Annotated in this window: 18 protein-coding genes; 8 read left to right on the plus strand and 10 right to left on the minus strand. The window is 68.6% G+C overall.

Features of this window, described 5'->3' with window-relative positions:
* Positions 1–18: 18 nt before the first annotated feature.
* On the minus strand, positions 19–441 hold the full coding sequence (locus BM365_RS10270; RefSeq protein ID WP_093488882.1) for a hypothetical protein: 423 nt from the start codon (positions 439–441) through the stop codon (positions 19–21).
* A 28-nt stretch (positions 442–469) separates the two neighbouring features.
* Positions 470–928: a YiiD C-terminal domain-containing protein gene (locus BM365_RS10275; protein WP_093488884.1), complete on the minus strand. Its 459-nt coding sequence runs from the start codon at positions 926–928 to the stop codon at positions 470–472.
* A 16-nt stretch (positions 929–944) separates the two neighbouring features.
* Between BM365_RS10275 and BM365_RS10280 the strand changes: the two genes are divergently transcribed.
* The 3 genes from BM365_RS10280 to BM365_RS10290 are packed head-to-tail and all read left to right on the plus strand — an operon-like array spanning position 945 to position 4,059.
* Positions 945–1,712: a uroporphyrinogen-III synthase gene (locus BM365_RS10280; protein ID WP_093488886.1), complete on the plus strand. Its 768-nt coding sequence runs from the start codon at positions 945–947 to the stop codon at positions 1,710–1,712.
* Between the two features lie 47 nt (positions 1,713–1,759).
* Positions 1,760–2,803 carry a hypothetical protein gene (locus BM365_RS10285; protein WP_233210897.1) on the plus strand — a complete coding sequence of 348 codons (1,044 nt, stop codon included), beginning with the start codon at positions 1,760–1,762 and terminating at the stop codon, positions 2,801–2,803.
* Positions 2,800–4,059 (plus strand): heme biosynthesis protein HemY, encoded by a 1,260-nt coding sequence (locus BM365_RS10290; RefSeq protein ID WP_093488888.1) that lies wholly within the window; start codon positions 2,800–2,802, stop codon positions 4,057–4,059. The genes BM365_RS10285 and BM365_RS10290 overlap by 4 nt, the downstream gene beginning before the upstream one ends.
* A gap of 8 nt (positions 4,060–4,067) precedes the next feature.
* Here BM365_RS10290 and BM365_RS10295 read toward each other — a convergent pair whose 3' ends face one another.
* Entirely contained in the window at positions 4,068–5,087 is a 1,020-nt protein-coding gene (locus BM365_RS10295) for a DUF4349 domain-containing protein (protein WP_093488891.1), read from the minus strand.
* Positions 5,088–5,264: 177 nt separating this feature from the next.
* Between BM365_RS10295 and ggt the strand changes: the two genes are divergently transcribed.
* Entirely contained in the window at positions 5,265–7,013 is a 1,749-nt protein-coding gene (gene ggt, locus BM365_RS10300; RefSeq protein WP_093488893.1) for a gamma-glutamyltransferase, read from the plus strand.
* Between the two features lie 27 nt (positions 7,014–7,040).
* Here ggt and BM365_RS10305 read toward each other — a convergent pair whose 3' ends face one another.
* Positions 7,041–8,321: an acetyl-CoA C-acetyltransferase gene (locus tag BM365_RS10305; protein ID WP_093488895.1), complete on the minus strand. Its 1,281-nt coding sequence runs from the start codon at positions 8,319–8,321 to the stop codon at positions 7,041–7,043.
* Positions 8,322–8,425: 104 nt separating this feature from the next.
* Between BM365_RS10305 and BM365_RS10310 the strand changes: the two genes are divergently transcribed.
* Positions 8,426–9,310: a hypothetical protein gene (locus BM365_RS10310; RefSeq protein WP_093488897.1), complete on the plus strand. Its 885-nt coding sequence runs from the start codon at positions 8,426–8,428 to the stop codon at positions 9,308–9,310.
* A gap of 39 nt (positions 9,311–9,349) precedes the next feature.
* Here the strand turns inward: BM365_RS10310 and BM365_RS10315 are convergent, their stop codons facing one another.
* From BM365_RS10315 to glnA, 6 genes are all read right to left on the minus strand, one after another.
* Positions 9,350–9,913, minus strand: a complete 564-nt coding sequence (locus tag BM365_RS10315) for a superoxide dismutase family protein (RefSeq protein WP_093489655.1) — start codon at positions 9,911–9,913, stop codon at positions 9,350–9,352.
* A 79-nt stretch (positions 9,914–9,992) separates the two neighbouring features.
* Positions 9,993–11,432: a nitrogen regulation protein NR(I) gene (gene ntrC, locus BM365_RS10320; RefSeq protein WP_093488899.1), complete on the minus strand. Its 1,440-nt coding sequence runs from the start codon at positions 11,430–11,432 to the stop codon at positions 9,993–9,995.
* The gene (locus BM365_RS10325; RefSeq protein WP_093488901.1) at positions 11,422–12,474 is read right to left on the minus strand and encodes a two-component system sensor histidine kinase NtrB; all 1,053 of its coding nucleotides are present in this window, start codon (positions 12,472–12,474) and stop codon (positions 11,422–11,424) included. Before BM365_RS10325 ends, ntrC begins: the two co-directional genes overlap by 11 nt.
* Before the next feature lie 61 nt (positions 12,475–12,535).
* On the minus strand, positions 12,536–14,038 hold the full coding sequence (locus tag BM365_RS10330; protein ID WP_093488903.1) for an ammonium transporter: 1,503 nt from the start codon (positions 14,036–14,038) through the stop codon (positions 12,536–12,538).
* 16 nt (positions 14,039–14,054) lie between these two features.
* On the minus strand, positions 14,055–14,393 hold the full coding sequence (locus BM365_RS10335) for a P-II family nitrogen regulator (protein ID WP_056880236.1): 339 nt from the start codon (positions 14,391–14,393) through the stop codon (positions 14,055–14,057).
* Positions 14,394–14,825: 432 nt separating this feature from the next.
* The gene (glnA, locus tag BM365_RS10340) at positions 14,826–16,235 is read right to left on the minus strand and encodes a type I glutamate--ammonia ligase (RefSeq protein ID WP_093488905.1); all 1,410 of its coding nucleotides are present in this window, start codon (positions 16,233–16,235) and stop codon (positions 14,826–14,828) included.
* A 211-nt stretch (positions 16,236–16,446) separates the two neighbouring features.
* Between glnA and BM365_RS10345 the strand changes: the two genes are divergently transcribed.
* From BM365_RS10345 to BM365_RS10355, 3 genes are all read left to right on the plus strand, one after another.
* Complete coding sequence (locus tag BM365_RS10345) at positions 16,447–17,241, plus strand: undecaprenyl-diphosphate phosphatase (protein ID WP_093488907.1); 795 nt, start codon at positions 16,447–16,449, stop codon at positions 17,239–17,241.
* 62 nt (positions 17,242–17,303) lie between these two features.
* Positions 17,304–18,122, plus strand: coding sequence for an META and DUF4377 domain-containing protein (locus BM365_RS10350; RefSeq protein WP_093488909.1), 819 nt, complete (start codon positions 17,304–17,306; stop codon positions 18,120–18,122).
* Positions 18,123–18,183: 61 nt separating this feature from the next.
* The gene (locus BM365_RS10355; RefSeq protein WP_139227397.1) at positions 18,184–19,602 is read left to right on the plus strand and encodes a hypothetical protein; all 1,419 of its coding nucleotides are present in this window, start codon (positions 18,184–18,186) and stop codon (positions 19,600–19,602) included.

Below are 19,602 nucleotides of genomic sequence, written 5' to 3' on the forward strand. Positions count from 1 at the left end.
CGCACGGGCGCCGGGCCGCTACTGGCCCTTCCACAGGTCCGGCAGCCCCACCACCAGCCACCAACGCTTGGCCTCGGGGTCCCAGCGCCAGCGCTCGATGTACCGTTCGGTCCGTTCGGCCATGGTGTGCTTGTTGATCACCCGCAACTCCACGGCGCGCTCGACCGTGCCATCGGGCCCACCACGGGTCGACAGGTCGCGATAGCCGGAAATCTGGACCTGCTGGTAGCGCTCGAATTCCAGGTCGCTCATCGGATGCGCGTCGCGATAAGCGGGATCGACCGCCTTCCAGGCGTTCTCGAAATCTCCCCATCGGATCGATGCCGCATAGGCATCCTGCACGCCCTGCAACTTGCCGCGCTGCATGCGGCTCTGTGCACCGGCCGGGGCGAACACCGCCAGCAGCCCCAGGACCAACAGTATTCTCGCGATCGACCGCATGGCGCCCCCTCCCGTTCGTGACCGCATGCTACCGCTTCGCAATGGCGACAAACCGTCCGCTCAGCGTGGTGGCCAGTCCACCTTCAGGCAGCAGCACCTTCGCCTCGACCTGGATGCGGGCACGCCCCCGCTGCACGAGGGTGTCGATGAAGGTGTCCCAGGACTGCCCTTCGGCGGACATCGCCTCGGCGACAAGATCGCCATACAGGGGCGCGAGGTAACGGATCTGACTGTCCGCCACGTAGACCTCGGCCTTGAGGCCGGCAAGCCGCAGCTTCAACGTGACCAGGCCCCAGCCCGCGACCGTCATCAGCGACGTCAGGCTGCCGCCGAAGGCGTTGCCCTTGTCGTTGACGTTGGCCGACAGCGGCGCGACCAGGCACAAGGCTTCGCCACGCATGCCCTCCACGTCGACCCGCATGGCCGCGACGGGCGGCATGCCTTGGCAGTACTCACGCAGTTCCTGCAGGGCTTCTTCCAGACTCATCGCTCATAATCCGCGCATGGGACATCCAACGCCGCCGGCATGGTACGTCATCTCGCTGCGGCCCCAGGGCGGTCACGACGCGCTGCGTCGCGCCGCGCGCCGGCATGGCGCCGGACTGCTGGCGCTGTCGCCGTGGCGCATCCAGCCCTGCGGCGATCCCGCCACGCGCCAAGCGTTGGGGAAAGCGCTCGCATGCCCGCTCGTCATGTTCACCAGCCCGGCAGCGGTCTCGGCCGCACAGGCATTGGCGCCACTGCAGGCGCAGCGGGGGAGTACCTGGCTGGCGGTCGGTGCGGGGACCGCAGCCGCGTTGCGGCGCGCGGGCGTCTCCGCGTCGTCACCGCGCCGGATGGACAGCGAAGGCCTGCTCGCGATGCCGGCGCTGCAGGACATCCGGGGCATCGAGATCGGCTTCGTCACCGCCCCCGACGGACGCAACCTGCTGGTGCCGACACTGCAGGCGCGCGGCGCGCAGGTGCATCGCGCCGAGGTCTACCGGCGGGAGTCGCTCGCGCTCCCGGCACGCGCACTGACCGCGCTCGCCGCGCTCGACCGCCCGGCCTGCCTGCTGTTGAGCAGCGCCGGCGCGCTGGAACGCGTACTCGCACAACTACCGCCAGCGGCGGCAGCACGCATTCTGACGACGAGCGTGGTGGCCGCCAGCGCGCGCCTGGCCGAGGCCGCGCGCGCGGCGGGGTTCAGTGAAGTAGTGCAGGCCGACGGACCTCGCCCGGCGCAGCTGATGAAGAGCGCGTCGACCGTCATGGCCCCCCGCATCCGTTAGCATCTGCGGCAGCCATCACGGTTCTGCCTGTCTCCAAGGATGCTTTCGTGAACGACGCGTCGCCTTCTCCGCCCCGCACCATCGGCTCGCGTCGGCTTGTCGTCACGTTGCTCGTGCTGATCGTGGTCGGCATCGGCGTGTGGCGCGGCTGGGCCTGGTGGCAGGCGCGTTCCGCGCAGGAACGCACGGCCGCCTCGGAGGCCTCGCTGCGACTCGATGCACTGGAAGCGCGTGCGGAGGCCTTGCGCCGCGATCAGCGTGCGCAGGCCCAGCGCCTGCTCGACGCCGCGGCGACCAACCGCGTGCTGCGTGATGAAGTGCTGGGCCTGGGCCAACGCGGCGCATTGCTGGAGGAAAGCGTCGCCAAGCTCTCCGACCCCAACCGCCACGGCGCGCAGGCGCTGCGGTTGGACGAAGTCGAACTGTTGTTGTCGCAAGGCGCCCAGCGCTTGGACATCGCCCGCGACCTGGCAGGCGCGAGGCGCGCGTATGCGCTGGCCGCCGGCGCGCTGGACGGCATCGATGACCATCGCCTGCTGAACCTCAAGCAGGCACTGGCGCAGGAGCGCATCGCGCTGGATGCCCTGGGCGCCGGCACGCAGGCCGAAGGCGGCGTGCGGCTGGACGCCTTCGTGAAAGCGTTAGCGGCCCTGCCTCGCGATGCGCATGCTGCTGCGGGCGGCGACACCCGCGCCCGTCCGGCCTGGCAACGTGTCCTTGCACCTTTGGTCGACGTGCGCCCTACGCGCGACACCACATTGATCGCGCCAGCGGAGCGCACGGCCGCAGATGCCGCGCTGCAGATCGAGATCAGCCTGGCCCGCGCTGCCCTGGAACGCGAAGACGACGCCGCTTATCGCGCTGCGCTGGACCGCATCGGCACCTGGCTGCCCCGCTTGTGGCCGGACTCATCGGCACTCCGGCAGGTGCGCGGCCAGCTGCACGCGTTGCGTCAGGCACCTGCGCCCACGCCACCCGCCGTGATGGGCACGACGCTGCAGCAGCTGCGCGCGCTGCGCAATGCAGGCGTACGCCTGCGACTGCCGCCTGCGCCCGAGGCGGCGCCGGAATCTCCGGAGGTGACCCCATGAAATCGTTCCGCACCGTGATCCTGTTGCTGGCGCTCGTGCTGCTGGGCACGCTCGCGGCGCAATGGATGGCCGGCACCGACCGCGACCTGGGCGAGGTGTTCGTCCGCTTCGCCGGCTACGACCTGCATACCAACGTACCGCGCGCGGCCCTGACGCTGCTGCTGGTGGCCGCCCTCGCATGGCTGGCGTGGCATCTGCTGTCGCTGCCCTTCCGCGCGTGGGGACGCCATCGCCGCAAGCAGGCGCGCGCGCGCCTGATCGAAGGCCTGGATGCCTTGCACGCGGGGCAGTGGTCGAAGTCGGGCAAGCTGCTGGAACGTGCGGCCGAGGACGACGAGGTCGGCACCGTCGCACGGATCGGCGCCGTCCAGGCCGCGGCCGCGCAGGGCGACGACGACGCGGTGCAGCGCCACCTCGCTGCGTTGCGCGAGCGCTCGTCGGTGACGCATGCACTGACGGCCGCACAGCTCGCCATCGCGGCCGGCCGTCCGAAGGAGGCGCTCGACGTGCTGGATGCCCCGGCCTTGCAGCCGCTGCCGCCGCGCGGCCTGGCGCTGCGTGCTCAGGCGCTCGCGGACACCACGCGCGCCAACGAAGCCTACGGACTGCTCGGCGCGCTGAAGCAGCAACAGGCGTTGGCCCCGACGGCCTTCGATGCACTGGAGCAGCGTCTCGCCACGCAGACACTGCAGGAGGCAGGAGATGCCAATGCACTCGCCGAGCGATGGGAGACGCTCACCAAGGGACTGCGCCTGCAGCCCGCCGTGGTCGCGGCGTATGCCGAACGCGCGGCCGCGTTGCGCTGGGAAGATGCGGCGACACGCAGCATTGAACAGGCCCTCGAAGCGCGCTGGGACGACGGCCTGGCCGCGCTCTACGGGCGCCTGCCCATCGGCAAGCTCGATTCACGCCGCGCCAGCGCACAACACTGGTTGCAGGCGCACCCGGCGAGCCCGTCGCTGCTGCTCACGCTGGGCCGTCTGACCCGCCTGCAGGGCCAGTGGGCGCAAGCGCAGGACTTCCTACATCGCGCGATCGCGCAAGGCGCTGGCGCCGAGGCCTGGGAAGAGCTCGGCCACGGCTTCAGCGCCGCAGGTGACGCCGCGCAGGCGCAGCAGTGCTACGCCAACGCGTTGAAAGCCACGCGCGCGGAGGCGCCCGTCGTGTTGCCCGGGCGCGACCTCAGGCAGACGATCCACGACGAAGCTGTCGTCGAAGAGCGCGACGCGCACGGATTGCCGCGCCTGCGCGACTGAGTCCGGGTTCACGCAGCAGGACGCGGGTGCTTTGCGCGCCAACGGCGCCATCCCAGCACGGCCGCCAGCAACACCAGCCACAAGGGCCACATCGCCGCCAGGGCAACGACGATGTCCAGCGCGGCCCGCCAGCCGACCGCCAAGGATTCGCCGAGGCGGGAGAAGAAGCTTGGCCCGTTGTCGCGGAACACTGCATCCACGTCCACCCGTTCGGCGCGGCGCACCTGCGCATCCTGGCGCAGCGACAAGGTGATGGTGCTGAAGGCCACGCGATCCTCGAATTCCTTCTGCGCGATCAGGGCTTCATCGCGCGTGGCGCGCGCTGCACCGCGCGACTGGATGGCATCGGTCTTGTCGCCGAGCTTGCCGCCCGCCTGCACGGCGTCGCCGAGTTCGCGCTGCTCGTCCTGCGCGCGTTGGCTGGCCAGTTGCTGGCGCAACAGGTCGAACTGCGCGTCGCGCGCGTTGAACGTGCGCTGGTCCAGGAACTCCATCTGCGCCGCCACGGCCCGTAGGAAAGCCTGCGTTCGCTCGCTCGGCACGCGCACGGTCAACGCGCCGTGCAGGCTGTACTCGGTCAACTCCAGGCGCTTGCCTTCGCCCAGCGAGCGGCTCAGCACCCGCTGCACCTGCGAGGTGATGTCGTTGTCGACGACGAAGCCGCCTTGCGAAGCCACCTCATCCTCGATCGCCAACGCGGTGCGGTACACGTCCTTCACCTGAAATTGCGCTTGCGCGGTGCGGATGAAGCGACGCTGCGGATCGACCTGGGTCGCCACATCGGAAGCCACCTGCGAGGGATCGACGCCCGGCCCCTGCATCGCCGGTGGCTCCAGGTTCTTCTGCGGCGGCGCCGCCGCCGCGGCATCGTCATCCGAGGCCGCTTCCGCCATCGCCGGCGCCGCAGGTGCATCGGCCGCGCGGGAGGCCGCCGCGTCGGCCTCCGGAGCTTCGTGTCTGCTGCAGGAAACGACGAGGATCGAGAGGGCCAACAGCGGAACGACGCGGTACATCCTGTGCAGGCGCATGGAAACTCCGAGGCAGCGTGGCAGTGGCCGGCGGTACCGGCCCGATTACCAACGCCTGGCACGGCCCACCGGGGTTGGACGACATCATTCCATGTCCGGATCGGTCGCCGCGAGAGGGCGCGCGTGGCGTGCCTGGTGCGTGTGACAATCGGGTCGCCTGCCCTTCGGTGATCCGTGATGACCCGACTCCTGCGCGCCGCGTTCCTCTTCGTCCTGCTGGCCGCCGGCGCCACGCACGCCAAGACGCCGGTCGCCACCGGTACCGGAGGCGCGGCGGCCACGATCAGCGACCCGGCCACGCAATCCGCGATGGCGATCCTCGACCGGGGCGGCAATGCGATCGATGCCGCGGTCGCCGCCGCCGCGACGCTCGGAGTAACGGATCCCTTCAGCTGCGGCATCGGCGGCGGCGGCTTCATGCTGGTCTACCTGACCAAGGAGAAGCGCGTGGTCGCCCTCGACCATCGCGAGACCGCGCCCGCCGCAGTGACGCCTGCCCTCTTCATCGAGAACGGCCGCGAAATGGACTTCGACGCCGCCGTCGCCAGCGGACTGTCCGTCGGCGTACCCGGCACCGTGCGTGGCTGGCATGAGGCGCTGCGCCGCTACGGCACGATGTCGTTCGAACAGGTGCTGGCGCCCGCGATCTCCGTGGCGGAGCAGGGCTTCGTCGTCGACGCGAATTTCTCCGCGCTGGTCGCGCGTAACGAAGGCAAGTTCAATCGTTTTCCCGCCACCGCCACGCTGTACCTGCGGAACGGCAAGGCGCTTCCGGCGGGGACGACACTGCGCAATCCCGACCTCGCACGGACCTATCGGCTGCTGGCGCGCGAGGGTGCGGAGGCGTTCTACGGAGGTCCACTCGCGCGCGCGATCGTCGATGCCGTCAATCGACCCCCGACGACCGAGGGTGTGTCGGTACGCGGCGGCCGCATGTCGTTGGGGGACCTCGCCGATTACGAAGCCCGCCTGCGTGCACCCGTCCGCTCGAGCTACCGCGGCTACGACCTGTACGGCATGCCGTTGCCGAGCAGCGGCGGCGTTACCGTGTTCGAAGCGCTGAACATCCTCGAAGGTTATGACCTGAAATCGCTGCCACGCACGCAGGTCGAGCACCTGTATCTGGAAGCAAGCCGTCTCGCCTTCGCCGATCGCGATGCGTACCTGGCCGATCCCGAATTCGTGGACGCGCCCGTCGCAGGCCTGCTGAGCAAGGACTATGCGGCGCAGCGCCGCGCGTTGATCGATCCGGATCGTGCGGCCACCAGCGCCGTCGTCGCCGGTGACCCGTTCGGTTTCCAGCAGGACCCCAGTTATCCGCTGCGGCCCGCGGCAGCGCGCGCGCTGCAACCGGAGGGCACGCACACCACGCACCTGACCGTGTCCGACAAGGACGGCAACATCGTCGCCTATACCTTCACCATCGAAGACTGGGGCGGCAGCGGCATCGTGGTGCCGGGTTACGGCTTCCTGCTCAACAACGAATTGACCGACTTCGATTTCACCGCGCCGCACCCGAACATTCCCGAGGCCGGCAAGCGACCGCGCAGCAGCATGACGCCGACGATCGCGCTGAAGGACGGCAAGCCCGCGTTCTCGATCGGCAGTCCAGGCGGCTCCACCATCATCACCACGGTGCTGCAGACGATCGTCAACTATGTCGACCTCGGCATGCGGATGGATCAGGCGATCGACGCGCCGCGACTGTCGCAGCGCAACGGCCGGACGACGGACATCGAGCCCGGTTACGCAGACCGTGTCGAGGCGAAGGCGCTCGTGCAGCGCGGGCAAGGCTGGTCAGCGGTCCCCGAGGAAATCGGGGCCGCCAACGCGTTGGTGTTCAATCCGGATGGCACGGTGACCGCGGTGAGCGAAGGCCACCGGCACGGCGTGGGCAGTGCCAAGGTGCAGGCACCGGCGCACTAGCGGGCGCGACCGGCGCAACGCGACCGCTTACCGCTCGATGATGGCGACGACGCCCATGCCACCGGCGGTGCAGATGGACACCAGTGCGCGGCCACCGCCGCGCTGCTTCAGTTCCTTCGCCACGGTGGCGACGATGCGCGCACCGGTGGCGGCGAACGGATGGCCCGTCGCCAACGAGGAGCCGTTGGGATTCATTTTCGCCGGATCGATCCTGCCGAGCGGCGCGTCCAAGCCGAGGCGGTTGCGGCAGTAGTCCTCGCTCTCCCACGCGCGCAGCGTACACAGCACCTGCGCGGCGAAAGCTTCGTGGATCTCGTAGATATCGAAATCCTGCAGCGTCAGGCCGTTGCGCTTGAGCATCTCCGGCACGGCCACCGTCGGCGCCATCAGCAGGCCTTCGCCGTGGACGAAGTCGACCGCCGAGACCTGCGCGTCCCTCAGGTAAGCGAGCGGCTCGTGGCCGTGCGCCCTCGCCCACTCGTCGCTGGCCAGCAGCACCGCCGCGGCGCCGTCGGTCAGCGGGGTGGAGTTGGCGGCGGTCAGCGTGCCGCGGCCCGAGGTCTTGTCGAACGCAGGCTTCAGCGTGGCGAGCTTCTCCAGCGATGTGTCGGGACGCAGGATGTTGTCGCGCTCCAGGCCGCGGAACGGCGCGATCAGGTCATCGAAGAAGCCGCGCTCGTACGCGGCGGCCAGCTTGCGGTGGGAGGCGACGGCCAGCTCGTCCTGCGAATCGCGAGAGATGTTCCATTCCTTCGCCATGTCTTCGCAGTGGTCGCCCATGCTCTTGCCGGTGCGCGGCTCGGCCACACCGGGGAACTCGGGCTTCAACTCGCTGAACTTGAAGCCGCTGACCAGCGCCTTCAGCTTGTCCTGCGTGGTCTTCGCCCGATTGGCGGCCAGCAGACGCGCGCGCAGCTTCTTGCCGTAGACGATCGGCACTTCGGAGGTCGTGTCCGAACCGCCGCCGATGCCGGAGTCGATCTGGCCCAGCGCGATCTTGTTGCCGATGTGGATGATGGTGTCGAGGCTCGTGCCGCAGGCGCGCTGCAGGGTGATGCCCGGGGTCAGCGGCGACAGGCCGGAGGAGAGCGCGGCTTCGCGGCCCAGGTTCCAGTCGGAGGAATGCTTGATCACCGCGCCCATCGCCACTTCGCCGAGCTGCTGGCCGTGCAGGCCGAAGCGCTCGACCAGCGCGCCCAGCGTGCGCACCGACATGCCCAGGTTCCCCACATCCGCGTAGGCCGTGTTCTGGCGGCAGAACGGAATGCGGACGCCGCCGAGGATGGCGACGGGGCGGGGTGCGGGCATGGGGACCTCTGTGCGGATGGCGATGGGAGGGTGAAGATGCGCCTGCGTACGGCAGGCATAATGGGGGAGTGTAATCCGCCCCTCCACCGCCTCCAACCGCCGACATGACTCGATCCACAACCAGCCCTGTCGTGATGGGCGTGATGGCCCTGGAGCTGGCGGCCGGCCGCATGCCGCAGCGCGCGGCGCTGCCCGCCGCCGAGGCGAGCGCGCTGGCGGAAAAGCTGGGGCGCGACCTCGCCACGCATGCGCCGCAGGTCCGTGACCTGGATCTCGTCCTGGCCGCCGCGCATTTCGACCCCGCGGAAGCGCTGCGGCCCGGCTGGTCGCTGCACCAGCGCCTGCGCGAACTCCACCAGCGCGCGCCCGGGCGCGGTGAAGGCGCGCGGCTCATTGCGTTCGGCGCCGACGATACCGGTGACATCCCGATGCCGCTGCAGGCGGAGGAAGGCTTGCGCGGCGGCCTGTTGCGCGTGGTGCCGTTCCTGCTGGCCGGTGACGACCATACGGTTAGCGCCGTCGAAGAACGGCTGGAATCCGTCCTGCTGGAAACCGGCATGGCGCAGGCCGATACCGCGCTGCTGGCGCAGAACGCGTTCGGCGCGCAGGTCGAGCACGCGCGCTACATGACGCTGAACGACCTGGCCGCGATGACCGCCATGCAGTACGAACATGGTGGGCTCGGCGTGCTGTGGCCGGTGATCGAAACCGCACTGATGGCGCCGGGCGAGGAACAGTGGCTGGATGCCGTGCCGGAGCCGCTGCTGCGCTACGCGAACGGCGAAGTGCACATCGCGCTGTTCGAACCGATGGCCTGGCGCGCGCGCTACGCCACGCAGGAAGCGACCGACGAACGCCTGGAACGCGCCTACCAGCACTTCCAGGCGCGCCAGCAGCAGATCGCGGCAGTGCTGGAATCCCATGGCATCCCGGTCACGTTCGCGCACTGCCCCGGCAAGGCCGATCCGCGCACCTCGCTGAGCGCGTGAACCGCGCGACCACGGCGCGCGCCGTGGCCGCGCCAGCGTTTACTGGGTGATCTTGATGATGCCGCACGCGACGCGCGCGCCAGCGTTGCCGGCCGGCTGGCTCGCATAGTCGTCCGCCGCCGCATGCACGATCAGCGCGCGTCCGGACACGTCGTTGACCGCGCCGCCGCCCAGGGTGACGCCTTCCAGGTGCACATTGATCTTCGCCACGCCTTCGGCATCGGCAGTGAGGTTGTTCATGTCGCCCGCGTGGTGCGCGCCGCTGCCCGCCTTGCCGTGCGCGGCATTGAAGGGATTGAAGTGCGGACCGGCGCTGCTCGCGTCGGCGGCGCTGCAATCGCCCTTCTCGTGGATGTGGAAGGCATGCGTGCTGTTGGCGGGCAGGCCGCCGATTTCGCCGGTCAGGTGCAGGCCCTTGCCCATCGGCACCAGGGTGACGCTGCCGCTGACGCGGCTGGCCGAAGCCGATGCCAACACCGCGATCGCCTGCTTGGCGGTGCTGGTGGTGGGAATGTCCGGCGTGGACGCCTTGGGCGTCGACGGCGTGGTGCTGCACGCGGCGAGTGCGAGGGCCGAGGCGGCGGCCAGCAAAGCGATGCGCATGGAAATCTCCGGAGGCAGGTCGTGGCCCGCCACCGTAACGGCCGCTACCTTCATGTTCAATGAAAGCAGCGCGCCGCGCTCAGCCGCGCTTGCGGCCCGGCCCCAGCTTGCGTGTCACCGTGTTGCGTCCCACGCCCAGCTTCACCGCCGCTTCCGCGCGACGGCCGTGGGTCAGTTCCAGCGCGACTTCCAATAGGGTGCGATCGAGACGCTCCCGCGCTTCGGCATGCAGCGCTTCCGCGCCTTCCAGCAGGCGACGGCGCGCCCACTCGGCCAGCGCGTGGTCCCACTCGCCCCGCCCGCCACCGGCGATGGGCGCATGCGACAGCGCGCCCTGCAGGTCGGTGGTGTTGATGACATCGGCGGGCGCGAGTGCGGCCAGGCGCCAGCACACGTTCTCGAGTTCGCGCACGTTGCCGGGCCAGTCGTGGGCCTGCAGCAGGTCGAGCGCGGCGTTGGCGAAGCGCTTGGGCGCGATGTCCAGCTTGCGCGTGGCCATCGTCAGGAAGTTCTCCGCCAACTGCGGCACGTCGGCGCGGCGTTCGCGCAGCGGCGGCAATTGCAGGCGGACGACGTTGAGGCGGTGCAGCAGGTCGGCACGGAAGCGGCCTTCGGCGACGAGGCCATCGAGGTCCTGGTGGGTCGCGGCGATCACGCGCACGTCGACCCGGATCAGTTCGCGCCCGCCGACGCGGAAGAATTCGCCCTCGGCCAGGACGCGCAACAGGCGAGTCTGCAGCGGCAGCGGCATGTCGCCGATTTCATCGAGGAACAGCGTGCCGCCGTCGGCCTGTTCGAAACGGCCGATATGGCGCTTCTGCGCGCCGGTGAACGCGCCGGCCTCGTGGCCGAACAGTTCGCTCTCCAGCAACTCGGCCGGAATCGCGGCCGTGTTCAACGCCACGAACGGTTTGCGCGAGCGCGGTGATTCGTGATGCAGCGCGTGCGCGACCAGTTCCTTGCCGGTACCGGTTTCGCCGGTGATGAGCACCGACAGCGGCGCCTGCGCCAGGCGGCCGATCGCACGGAACAGCGCACGCATGGCGGGCGTGTCGCCGATCAGCTGCGGCGTGGCATTGCGCGCATCGCTTTCGGGGATGGCGTCGGCGACGTCGCCGGCATCCGGCAGGGTACGCGCGGCCAGTGCGACCGCATCATCAAGGTCGAAGGGCTTGGAAAGGAATTCATGCGCACCGCCGCGGAAAGCCCCTGCGGTGCTCGCCACGTCGGTGTAGGCCGACATCACGATGACCGGCAGCTGCGGATGCGTGGCTTTCAGTTTGTCGAGCAGCACCAGGCCATCGTCGCCGGGCATGCGCACGTCGGTGAACAGCAGGTCCGGCGCGCCGCGCGCGCCCAACGCCTGCAGCGCCGCCGCCGCACTGTCGAAGCCATCGACTGAATACCCGGCATCGCGCAACGCGGTGGCCAGGACGAAACGCACCGAGCGGTCGTCGTCCACGACCCAGATGCGGCGGGCGTCGGCGGCGGTGGCGGCCGCCAGGCGGTCAGTGGACATGACGTTCCTCGTCGGTGTCGTGCAGCGATTGCGGCAGCATCAGAGTGAAGACCGTGTGGCCGGGACGGGAGCGGTAGGTCAGCGTGCCGCGGTGTTCGCGGGCGACCTGCTGTGCCAGGGCCAGGCCCAGGCCGCTGCCTTCGGCACGGCCGCTTACGAGCGGCAGGAACAGGTGTTCCGCCAGCTCTTCCGGCACGCCGCGACCGTCGTCGACGATCTCCACCCGCAGCGCCATCGCATGCAGGTGATCGTGGATGCGCGATCCGTGTTCGACACGGGTGCGCAGGATGATGTTGGCCGCACCCGCCTGGAGGGCGTTGCGGACCAGGTTCCAGACCGCCTGGGTCAGCCGGTCGGCGTCGCCGTCGAGCTCGGGCAGGCTGGGGTCGTAATCGCGCTGCAGGCGCACCGACCAACCGCCTTCGTTCTCGGCCAGCCGCAGCACGCGCTCGAGCACGGCATGGATGTTGAGCGGCGCATGCGGTCGTTGCGGGACCGGCGACAGCAACTGCTCGAGCAGGTTGTTGAGGCGGTTGATCTCCGATTCGATCAGGCTGATCAGCTCGCGCTCGTCGTCGTTGTCATCGCGCTGCACGGCGCGGCGCGCCAGCAGCTGGGCGGCGCCCTTCAGCCCCGCCAGTGGATTGCGCAGTTCGTGGGCCAGGCCCTTCAGCGCGGCGCTCAGGGCATTGGGCAGCGCCTGGGTCGGGTCCAGGGCCGGGAACTCGTCGACCGGGTGGGCTTCCAGCAGCCAGCCGCCGCCATCCAGCCGGGACAGCCAGCCTTCGGCGAAGCGGGGCGACTCACCCGGCATGCCCAGGGCCAGCCGGTGCAGGCGCAGGACGTCGCGGTCGGTGTTGTCCAGGAAGCGCGCCATGGCGTCGCCTTCGATCTCCAGGGCCGCCAGCGGTTGTCCCAGCAGGCGGCGGGTACTGACGCCCAGCCAACGGGCGAAGGCCGGGTTCACGCCGAGGATCTGGCCGTCGGCGTCCGCCCAGGCCACCGGCGTACTGAGGGCGTCGGTGGTGGGCTCGATGCGCATGCGGAAAACGTCCGGGGACGACATTGCACCAGTTTAGTGCAAAGCCGTCCCCGGCAAACCCTCAGGCCTCGTAGGCCGATTCGCCGTGCGAGGCGATATCCAGGCCCTCGCGCTCAGCGTCTTCGGCCACGCGCAGGCCGAACACGACCTTGGCGATCAGGAAGCCGATCACCGAGACCACGCCGATCCAGACGATCGTCAGGCCGACACCCGTCGCCTGCTTGATGACCTGTCCCACCAGATCGAAGTCCTCACCGCCCTGGCCACCCCACGCCGGGTTGTAGAACACGCCGGTCAGGATCGCGCCGACAATGCCGCCCACGGCATGCACGCCGAACACGTCGGCGGTGTCGTCGACCTTCAGCAGGCGCTTCAGGCCGGTGACGCCCCACACGCAGGCGATGGCGGCGATGAAGCCGATGGCCACGGCACCGAACGGACCCACCAGGCCGGCGGCCGGGGTGATGCCGACCAGGCCGGCGACCGCACCCGAGGCCACGCCCAGCGCAGACGACTTGCCCTTGAAGATCTTCTCGGCCAGCGCCCAGGCGATCACCGCCGCGGCGGTGGCGACCAGCGTGTTGATGAAGGCCAATGCGGCGCCCGCGGTGGCTTCCAGGTTGGAGCCGGCGTTGAAGCCGAACCAGCCCACCCACAGCAGCGATGCACCGACGTAGGTCAGGGTGACGTTGTGCGGCTTCAGTGCGGTCTGTCCGTAGCCCAGGCGCTTGCCGACGAAGTACGCGCCGATCAGGCCGGCCACGCCCGCATTGATGTGCACCACGGTGCCGCCGGCGAAATCCAGCGCGCCCAGTTCGAACAGATAGCCGCCGGTGGCCCACACGATGTGCGCGATCGGCAGATAGCCGAAGGTGAACCAGATCACCGAGAACAGGATGACCGCGGCGAACTTCATGCGCTCGGCGAACGCACCGACGATCAGCGCGCCGGTGATGCCGGCGAACGTCGACTGGAACGCGACGAACACGTACTCGGGCAGGCTGACGCCGTCGGTGAAGGTGGCGGCCAGCGTGTCGATGCCGACGCCGGTCAGGAACAGCTTGTCCAGGTTGCCGATCCATTGGCCCTCGCCCGAGAACGCCAGGCTGTAGCCGTAGACGATCCACAGCACGACCAGCAGCGAGAACACCGTGATCACCTGCACCAGCACGGACAGCACGTTCTTCGAACGCACCATGCCGCCGTAGAACAGCGCCAGGCCCGGCACCACCATCAGCAGCACCAATAGCGTGGACGTCAGCATCCACGCCACGTCGCCCTTGTCGACTACCGGCGCGGCGGCCGCGGCTTCTTCTGCAGGCGCGGCAGCGGCTTCAGCCGGGGCCGCGACCGCTTCCGCGGGCGCGGTGGCCGCTTCGACCGGCGCAGGCGCAGCGTCGGCCGCGGGGGCGGCATCGGCAGCGGGAGCTTCGGTCGTGGGTGCGACGGTGTCTTGCGCGGCGAACACGGTGGCGGTCGCGCCCACCGTCATCAGGCCGAACAGCGCGGCCATGCACAGATTCCGGGTACGGGTCTTCCACCCGGAGAACAGTCGAGTCTTCATGTGGGGGCTCCGAGTGTTAGAGCGCGTCCGCGCCGACTTCGCCGGTACGGATGCGGATGACCTGGTCGATGGTGGTGACGAAGATCTTGCCGTCGCCGATCTTGCCGGTGCCGGCCGCCTGCTGGATGGCCTCGATGACGGCATCCAGTCGCTCGTCGGTGACGACGGTTTCGATCTTGATCTTCGGCAGGAAATCGACGACGTACTCGGCGCCGCGGTACAGCTCGGTGTGGCCCTTCTGCCGGCCGAAGCCTTTCACTTCGGTCACGGTGATGCCGGACACGCCCGCTTGCGACAAGGACTCTCGGACCTCGTCGAGCTTGAACGGCCGGATGATGGCGGTGATCAGTTTCATGCGCATACCCCGATGGTGGATGGAACCGGCCGACCGAAGCCGGCCGGTGGTTTCAAGGCACCCGTGCGCACAACCCCCTGGCGGCGCGCACGTTTCCGGTGCGGAGCGATGCATGAACCGCACCCGTGCCCGCCGCGATCATTTGCGGCGGAAACGGATGACGTGGGAGGGAGCTGCGGTTCATGGACCTCTCCTGTGTTTCCCCAAGTACAGCGTTGGTGCGATCTCCAGGAATCGAAGACAGGTGTTGCCCCGGTTCCCCAACCGGGCGGACGCATCGCGACGCGATGCGTTCGAGAGGGTGCGGCGATGGCGACGGGTGGGAGGGGTGATCCGTCGCCATCGCCGCGAGAACTCAGTGCGCGATCGCTGCGGTGCGGAGGACCTCGGGAAGGCCCTCCGCATGCGTGGCGATGAGCGCGTACGACGTCATCAGTTGGCGTAGTACAGCTGGTATTCCAGCGGGTGCGTGGCCGCGCGGAACTTGGTCACTTCCTGCATCTTCAGCGCGATGTACGCATCGATGAAGTCGTCGGTCATTACGCCGCCGGCCTTGAGGAAGTCGCGGTCCTTGTCCAGCGCCTCCAGCGCCTGGTCCAGGCTGGAGCACACCTGCGGGATGTTCTTCTCTTCTTCCGGCGGCAGGTCGTACAGGTCCTTGTCGCTCGGCGCGCCCGGATCGATCTGGTTCTTGATGCCGTCCAGGCCGGCCATCATCAGCGCGGTGAAGGTCAGGTAGCCGGACTGCAGCGGATCGGGGAAGCGAATCTCAATGCGGCGCGCCTTCGGGTTGGCCACCCACGGGATGCGGCACGAAGCGGAACGGTTGCGCGCCGAGTAGGCCAGCATCACCGGCGCTTCGAAGCCCGGCACCAGGCGCTTGTAGCTGTTGGTGCCCGAGTTGGCGAACGCGTTGATCGCCTTGGCGTGCTTGAAGATGCCGCCGATGTACCACAGCGCCATCTGCGACAGGCCGCCGTAGCCGTCACCGGTGAACAGGTTGGTGCCGCCCTTGGCCAGCGACTGGTGCACGTGCATGCCGCTGCCGTTGTCGCCGACGATTGGCTTGGGCATGAAGGTGGCGGTCTTGCCGTTGCGGTGGGCCACGTTGCGGACCACGTACTTCATGCGCTGCAGTTCGTCGGCCTTCTGCACCAGCGTGTTGAACTTGGCGCCGATCTCGCACTGGCCGGCGGTGGCGACTTCGTGGTGGTGCACTTCGACTTCGATGCCGACCTGTTCCAGCGTCTTGCACATCTCGGCACGCAGGTCGTGCAGCGAATCGGTCGGCGGCACCGGGAAGTAGCCGCCCTTGATGCCCGGACGGTAGCCGCTGTTGGCGCCGTCGTAGCTCTTGCCGCTGTTCCAGGCGCCTTCTTCGGAATTGATCTTGAAGAAAGTGTGGCCCATGTCGTTGGCGAACTGCACGGAATCGAAGATGAAGAATTCGGGTTCCGGGCCGAAGAAGGCGACGTCGGCGATGCCGCTGGCCTTCAGGTGGGCCTCGGCGCGCTTGGCGATGCCGCGCGGATCGCGCGAGTAGCCCTGCATGGTGGCCGGGTCGAGGATGTCGCAGATCAGCACCAGGGTCGGATCGGCATAGAACGGATCCAGATAGGCGCTGCTCGGGTCGGGCAGCAGCACCATGTCGGACTCGTTGATGCCCTTCCAGCCCGAGATCGACGAGCCGTCGAACATCTTGCCGTCCTCGAACAGCGAGGCGTCCACGATGCTGACCGGGAAGGTGACGTGCTGTTCAACACCGCGCATGTCGACGAAGCGCAGGTCGACGAACTCGACCTTGTTGTCCTTGATCAGCTTTTCAACATTCTCCACAGACATCTTGGAACCTCGGGTTGGATAAGGATGTATCGGGATAGAGCAATCCTCGTGCCAACCCAATAACTCATCCAAGCCATTGATTTTGTTGGACTAGATTGACGCAGCCTTCACGCCAAATCCCCGTAATGGTGCATATTTCCCGCGTACATCCCCAAAACGGTGCACCGGGCTTTCCACTATCCTCTTCCGCTTTCCGCCGCCCCCTGCGCCCATGACCGACCTGCTCGCCGCGCTGCTGCTCGGCATCCTTGAAGGCCTGACCGAATTCCTGCCGGTCTCCAGCACCGGCCACCTGCTGATCGCCCAGCACTGGCTGGGCCAACGCTCGGACTTCTTCAACATCGTCATCCAGGCCGGCGCGATCCTGGCCACGACGCTGGTGTTCCGCCGCCGGATCTGGGAGCTGGCCACCGGCTGGCGCGATGCCGCCACACGCGACTACGCGATGAAACTGGCCGTGGCGTTCCTGGTCACCGCCTTCGTCGGCCTGCCGGTGCGGTTGGCGGGCTGGGAGCTGCCGGAGACCGTCACCCCGATCGCCTGGGCGCTGATCCTCGGTGGCGTGTGGATGCTGGTGGCCGAGCATTTCGCCGAGAAGCGCGGCGACGTGGCGGCCATCACCTGGAAGGTCGCGGTGCTGGTCGGCCTGGCCCAGGTCGTGGCGGGCGTGTTCCCGGGTACGTCACGCTCCGCGGCCGCGATCTTCATGGCGATGCTGGCCGGCACCAGCCGGCGCTCCTCGGCGGCGGAGTTCGTGTTCCTGGTGGGCATCCCCACGATGTTCGCGGCCAGTGGCTACGCCTTCCTGGAACTGGTGAAGGACAACGCGCTGGGTAGCGAGAACTGGGGCGAGGTCGCCCTGGCGTTCGCGGCAGCGACCGCGACGGGCTTCGTGGTGGTGAAGTGGCTGCTGGGCTTTATCAAGGCGCACCGCTTCACCGGCTTCGCCATCTATCGCATCGTGCTGGGCGCGCTGCTGCTCCTGCTGATGCCGGTCGGAAGCTGATCGCCCTTCACCCCGTTCCAACCGCTCGCGCGTTTGCATAGGCCACCCTTGGAGAAGACGCCATGAAACGACTGCTGCTGCTCGCCCTGCCCCTCGCACTGGCCGGCTGCCCGAAGCCGGCCGACGAGACCCCCACCCCTCCTGCCGCGGTGGCCCCCGCGGCCGCACCCGTCGCCGCTCCCGCCGACGGCGCGCTGCTGCCGAAGTACCACTGGCGCCTGGCCTCGGCGACGGATGCGCAAGGCCAACGCATCGACGCGCTGTTCGCCCAGCCCGACAAGCCGGTGACGCTGGATTTCCGCGACGGGCGCCTGGGTATTTCCAACACCTGCAACCGCATGGGCGGCAGCTACACGCTGGCCGACGGCTCGCTGACCGCCGGACGCCTAATGTCGACGAAGATGGCCTGCGCCGACGCCAAACTGATGGCGCTGGACGACGAAGTCGGCAAGCGCCTGGAAGGTACGCTGAAACTGGCGACCACCACGGCCGGCGATGCGCCCACGCTGACCTTCACCACCGCCACCGGCGACACGCTCGCCTTCACCGGTGAGCCCACCGCCGAAACGCGCTACGGCGGCCCGGGCGAACGCGTGTTCCTGGAAGTGGCCGCGGCCACCAAGCCTTGCAACCATCCGCTGATCCCGGAGATGCAATGCCTGCAGGTCCGCGAGATCCAGTACGACGACAAGGGCCTGAAGGTCGGCACGCCCGGCGAGTTCCAGCACTTCTACGACAGCATCGAGGGCTACACGCACGAGCCGGGCATCCGCAACGTGCTGCGCGTGGATCGCTACACCGTGAAGAACCCGCCCGCGGACGCGTCCAACCGCGCCTATGTGCTGGACATGGTGGTGGAGTCCGCCAACGAGAAGAAGTGATGCGCTCGGCGGTGGCGCGTCGCCGGTATAGTGGCGCGCCACCGGACTGGACGCGTCACTGATGGGCCCTGCAAGGAACGCCTCCTCCCTCTTCTGGGTCGCCCTCATCGGGCTGGCCATCTCAGCGGCGGCCATGTGGCTTCCTGCGTTGTGGACGCCGTTCTGGGGCGACGACTATGTGTTCCTGCATGCGGCACACGCGACGAACGCGAGTGGCGCGCCGTGGTGGTCGGACTTCTGGCCCTCGTCGCCGGTGCGCTTCTGGCGGCCGCTCTCGCAGGAAGCGTACTGGCGCTTCATCGATGCTGTCCTGCATGGGAATGCCTTCGCCGCGCATGCGGTGAACCTGGGGCTGCACGTGCTCGCATCGGTGGGCGTCGGTCTGCTCGGATACCAGGTGGCGCGTGCTTGCACATGGCGAAGCGCCGGCAGGATCGCTGCGCTGTCCGGTGTCGTGTACAGCGCATTGACGATGCATGTGCTGCCCGTGCACTGGGTGGCCGCCGCGAACAACGCGCTACTCTCGTTGTTCACGACGTTGGCGCTGGCCGCCTGGCTCGGCGCGCGTGATGCGAAGGGCGCCGCACGCGTAGCGCTGCTGGCATCGGTGCCGGCATCGGTTGCGCTGGCCCTGCTCTGCAAGGAATCCGCCGCGCTCACGCCAGGCTTGATCCTGGTGATCACCGCGTTCGTCGGTGTTCGCGGAGCGAAGGCGGACGAGATCGTCGCGTGGTTGTCGACGGTCGTCGTGGTCGCCGTGTGGCTGGTGTTGCGCGGACGATTCACCGCCAATACCGATGCGGCCTACGAACTCGGTCTCGGCAGCCATGTCGTGCGCAATGCGGCTTCGTTCGCCGCCTGGCTGCTGAACGTGCCGCGCGAAGCACTGCGCATGGCCGTCGCTGGCGAGCGACTGCCTGGGCTGGCCTGGATCGTCGCTACGGCGCTGCCGATGCTGGGAGCCTGGGCGCTGGCGTTCCGGCATGGGCGCAGCACTTTGGCGATGCGGCAGTGGCTGGCCCTGCCGATCTTCGCCGTGCTGGCCTACGCGCCCTACTTCCTGTTCGCATGGAACAGCTACGAGTACTACGCCGCCATCGCCGTCATCCTGCCGATCATCGCGCTGGCACGCGGCATCGTGGATACCCCGCGCGCACTGGTGGTCGCTGCGCTCATTGCCGTCTCGTCATGGGTCGCCGTGGAAGGCACGCGTCGCCTCGATCATCCGGGACTGATCGGTCGCGCCCGCTGGGCGGAAGCCACGCTGCAGACGCTGGAAAGACAGCCTGCGCCGACCGTGCCCCTGCACGTCAGCGTGACGGACGAGCAGCGCTTTTACGCCATCGGCGCCTGGGGACTCGCGTGGCGCCTCGATGTTCCGTTGCACGACATCCGCGTCGTTCGCGAATGTCCTGCAACGGGCACCTGCCTCATCATCGACGACGCCGGACGTACGCGCTGGAGGCCCGACGACGAGTGA

Source organism: Pseudoxanthomonas sp. YR558 (genome assembly GCF_900116385.1).
Taxonomy (GTDB): Bacteria; Pseudomonadota; Gammaproteobacteria; order Xanthomonadales; family Xanthomonadaceae; genus Pseudoxanthomonas_A.